Annotated in this window: 4 protein-coding genes; all 4 read left to right on the top strand. The window is 57.1% G+C overall.

Annotated elements, in window-relative coordinates:
• Positions 1–884, top strand: an 884-nt coding sequence (locus tag AC1DWT_RS50120; protein WP_477926157.1) for an MlaD family protein, incomplete at its 5' end; no start/stop codon positions are given.
• 1 nt (position 885) lies between these two features.
• Positions 886–1,917: an MlaD family protein gene (locus AC1DWT_RS50115; protein WP_477926156.1), complete on the top strand. Its 1,032-nt coding sequence runs from the start codon at positions 886–888 to the stop codon at positions 1,915–1,917.
• A complete protein-coding gene (locus AC1DWT_RS50110) occupies positions 1,914–2,933 on the top strand; it encodes an MlaD family protein (RefSeq protein ID WP_477926155.1) in 1,020 nt (339 codons plus the stop codon). The genes AC1DWT_RS50115 and AC1DWT_RS50110 overlap by 4 nt, the downstream gene beginning before the upstream one ends.
• A partial coding sequence (locus tag AC1DWT_RS50105) for an MlaD family protein (RefSeq protein ID WP_477926154.1) occupies positions 2,930–3,619 on the top strand: 690 nt, incomplete at its 3' end. The genes AC1DWT_RS50110 and AC1DWT_RS50105, both read left to right, overlap by 4 nt.

Here is a 3,619-nt window from a genome sequence, read left to right as displayed (position 1 = left end):
ACGTACAACCGCCAGGCCGCAAACAAATTTCGTTCGAAACGACAGACGCTGCAGCAATTGAAATCGGTGACGACGTCCGTGTTGCCGGCATCAGCGTCGGCAAGGTCACTGCCCTCTCCATCGGGGATTCGTTCGTCCGGGTGACCGCCGAGATCAAAAGAGAGGTCTTCATCGGCTCCGACTCCCGAATCGACGTGCGAATGTTGACTCCGGTCGGCGGGTATGCAGTCTCGGTGCTTCCGTTGGGCAACAACGACCTTGGTTCGGCTGTTATACCAGTCGACCGCGTGAACGTCCCGTACTCTATCGCTGATGTGCTTCAGGCGGCGCCGACCGTCACCGACAGCGTGGATGGCGGCACGATCGACGCAAACATCGATCAGACAGCAGATGCCCTGCAACGCAATCCGGGTTCGATCGCCACGATCATCTCGGGAATGGACAGCATCGGCACTGTGATGGACCACCAGCGTGAACAGATTCGTGACATTGTGAATATGGCGGCACAATATCTACAGCAATTCAATCATCGGCGTGACTTCGTATTCGATTTGATCCGCCGAATCGAAGTGGTGCTGTCCACCTATCACAATACGCACGCCGGCTTCAACGAGGCCTATACGCTCCTCGGTGAGGTGTTATACCGTGTCAATCCGCTCGAACAATTCTATCTTGCCCACGAACCTGAAATGCGCCCGAAGATCGAGCAACTGCGCGATTCTATCGGTGCCTTCCAGCAGGACATGGGTCCCGCCATCGATCAACTCCAACAGCTCCGCGATCGGCTGGCTGCATGGCTGACGCCGACGGGAATCGCCCAGATCAGCGGAGGAACCATATTGGCCTCGACGGTCTGTGTCCCTGTTCCAGGAGGGACGTGCTGACATGTCACACATCAATCGGAAGCTCGCCGCAGCCGTGACCGGCGCGGTAGCGATTGCGCTTGTAGTAGCTGGAAGCCTGTACGTGGTACGCGGTGACTCGCACGACAGCACGTCGGCATTCTGCGCAGAAATGCCAGACTCCCTCGGGTTGTACCCAGGCAATCCGGTGACCCAGATGGGCTATCGCGTGGGAAGAGTTGACAACGTCGAACCTGCGGGTGATCGCGTGATCGTGCGCTTCTCGCTAGACCCGGGGCGCGAATATCGTGCAGACGTGCAGGTTGTGACACGGTCGAAATCCTTGCYGGCTGACCGTAGCCTCGAACTAGTCGGCAACTACGATTCCGGCCCGCATCTCGAACCAGGGGAGTGTATCCCAATGAATCGCAGTTTCACGCCGAAGAGCATCTCCGAAATTGTCGGGTCGGCAGCAGACTTCGTAGATGCAATGACTCCGGCAGAGGGGGACAAGAGCCTGGCTCACGCGATCGGAAGTCTCGATACGGAGTTACAGGGGCAGGGTGCAAACGCACGCGCGATGTTGGAGCATGCATCGGCTGCCGCAGAGAGTCCGGACCAACTGGTCTCCGATATCGGTTCGAGTGTTCTCAACATGGCGCCCTTGACAGAGGAAGCGCTGCACAACTGGTCGACTGTCAGCTCGCTCCTGAATGAAGTGCCGGATGTGGTTGCCGAGGGAATTGACCTGTGGCCAGGCGTCACGAAGCTGGTCGATGGCACCGGATACCTAATCGCGGTGTTGTACAGCATTCAAGATCATTACGGTGATCTGCTGTGGCCGACGATGCATGGGCCGGTCAGCGACGCGATCCACCTTGCCGCGACGCGGTCCAAAGATCTTGCAAGTCTGCTTGATTCGCTGCCTTCGGTGACGACCGTGCTACAGCAACAGTTCGGCAGTCCGGGTGGACCGACGATGAACTATCAGCCGATGACTGTCGACACTGGATCCGGTGAACCGGTTGTCCTGACTGGAAATCTCGACAGACTCTTAGTTGAGGGCGTTCGATGAGCCACGACAAACGATGGAAGCTCGGTCTCGGCGCCATTTCGATGTGTTTCGTGGTCGCGTTGAGCGCATCGTGTTCACTGGGGCCGAAGGACCTGCCATCGGTGCAAGGCGGTGTCCGAGACGGCTACGCCATCACGATTCAGTTCGCGAGTGCGCTCAACCTTCCCGACGGCGCGCATGTAACGCTCAACGGGCTGAAAGTCGGACAGGTCACGGCCGTGGATGTGCAGGGGGCGGTGGTTGCGGTGACCGTTAACGTGGCAGGTGACGCCCGCATCCCCACCGACATACACGGGGTCATCCGCCAAGACACGCTGCTCGGCGATACGTATATCGCACTCGAAGCAAATCAGAATTCGGCGCAGGCGGAGTATTTGAAACCGGGCATGCTGATCACTGCCGCACAGACCACATCGCCGCCGCAATTGGAGGACACGATGGCGGTGCTCGCCTACTTCGTTAACGGCGGCAGCATCCAGAAGGTTCAAGACACAATGAAACGCCTCAACAACGTGATGCCGCAGGTCCAGGATGTGAGGGCGATCGCATCGACAGTCGCAGTCGATTTGCGCGACCTTTCGGACCACCTCGGCGAGATCGATCGGATGGTGGACGGCATGAATTCGACAGCCGTCGCGGTGGATGGCCAGTCCGATGCGCTCTCCATCATGTTCGAAGGCGACGAGAATCACACAGGCACGTACTACTGGCGGAGCTTGAACCAGAATTTCATCGGTCATCTGAGCGTCGTACTGCCCAACGTTGGCAGTGTCTTCGAGGGCGGAATGTGGTTGGTTCCGATGCTGAATTCTGTTGCCGATGCAGGGCAGTCTGTTCGCTATACGTGGGACGAGGGGCCGACTTCGGGCGAGAAATTGGACAATTTTATTCGCACAACACTTCTTCCATTCGCAAAGGATCCTCAGGTTGATATCAAGTCGATCCAGACAGCGAACGGAGATCAAGTTCTGGTTGATGTCGAGAACATTCTGCGTATGCTCGGAGCAGTGAAATGATCTTCACAAAGACGCGCATCTCCGTCGTGGGGATGCTTGCGATGGCCGTGGCATCGTTTGCCTACCTGGGGAATCTCGGGCTGAACGTCTCGCCTTTGCAGAAGGTTAACGAGGCCAGCATGACGGTGACCGACACGAATGGTTTGGTCGTTGGTTCCAGAGTGCTGCTACGCGGAGTGCAAATCGGACATGTGACCGCATTGAACGCGTCTGCAAGCGGTGTTGAACTGAAGTGGAACTATGACCGGAACTACAAAATTCCGATCGAAAGCACATTTCGCGTTGACAACATGTCAGCGCTCGGCGAGGGGTACATGGCTATCCAGAGCAGTTCTTCGGGAGGCCCCTTCCTCGAGAATCGTTCGGTAGTGGATTCTTCACGGGTAAGTCAGCCAACTTCGCTCCAGGATTTCTCAAAGCGACTCACCTTGATGTTGGAGCAGGTCGACCCCGACCGGGTACGGGAGATCTTCGCCAGTGTTGATGTCGCGTTGCCCGAAGATGCCAGGGTGCTCAACAATTTGAATAGAGTCGGTGAACTTCTGGCAAACGAGATCATCACTCGGAGGGGCGATCTCAACAAGCTGTTGCAGGTAATACAACCGCTACTCCAACAAAGTGCGCCGGTGCCATACGCGCTCAATGGAGTAACGCCCAACATCGTAGAGTTCAGCCAAGGGTTCGCG

The organism is Rhodococcus sp. P4_B6 (genome assembly GCF_056402215.1).
Note: the sequence above shows the minus strand (reverse complement) of the source record. Positions and strands in the feature narration are given on the sequence as shown.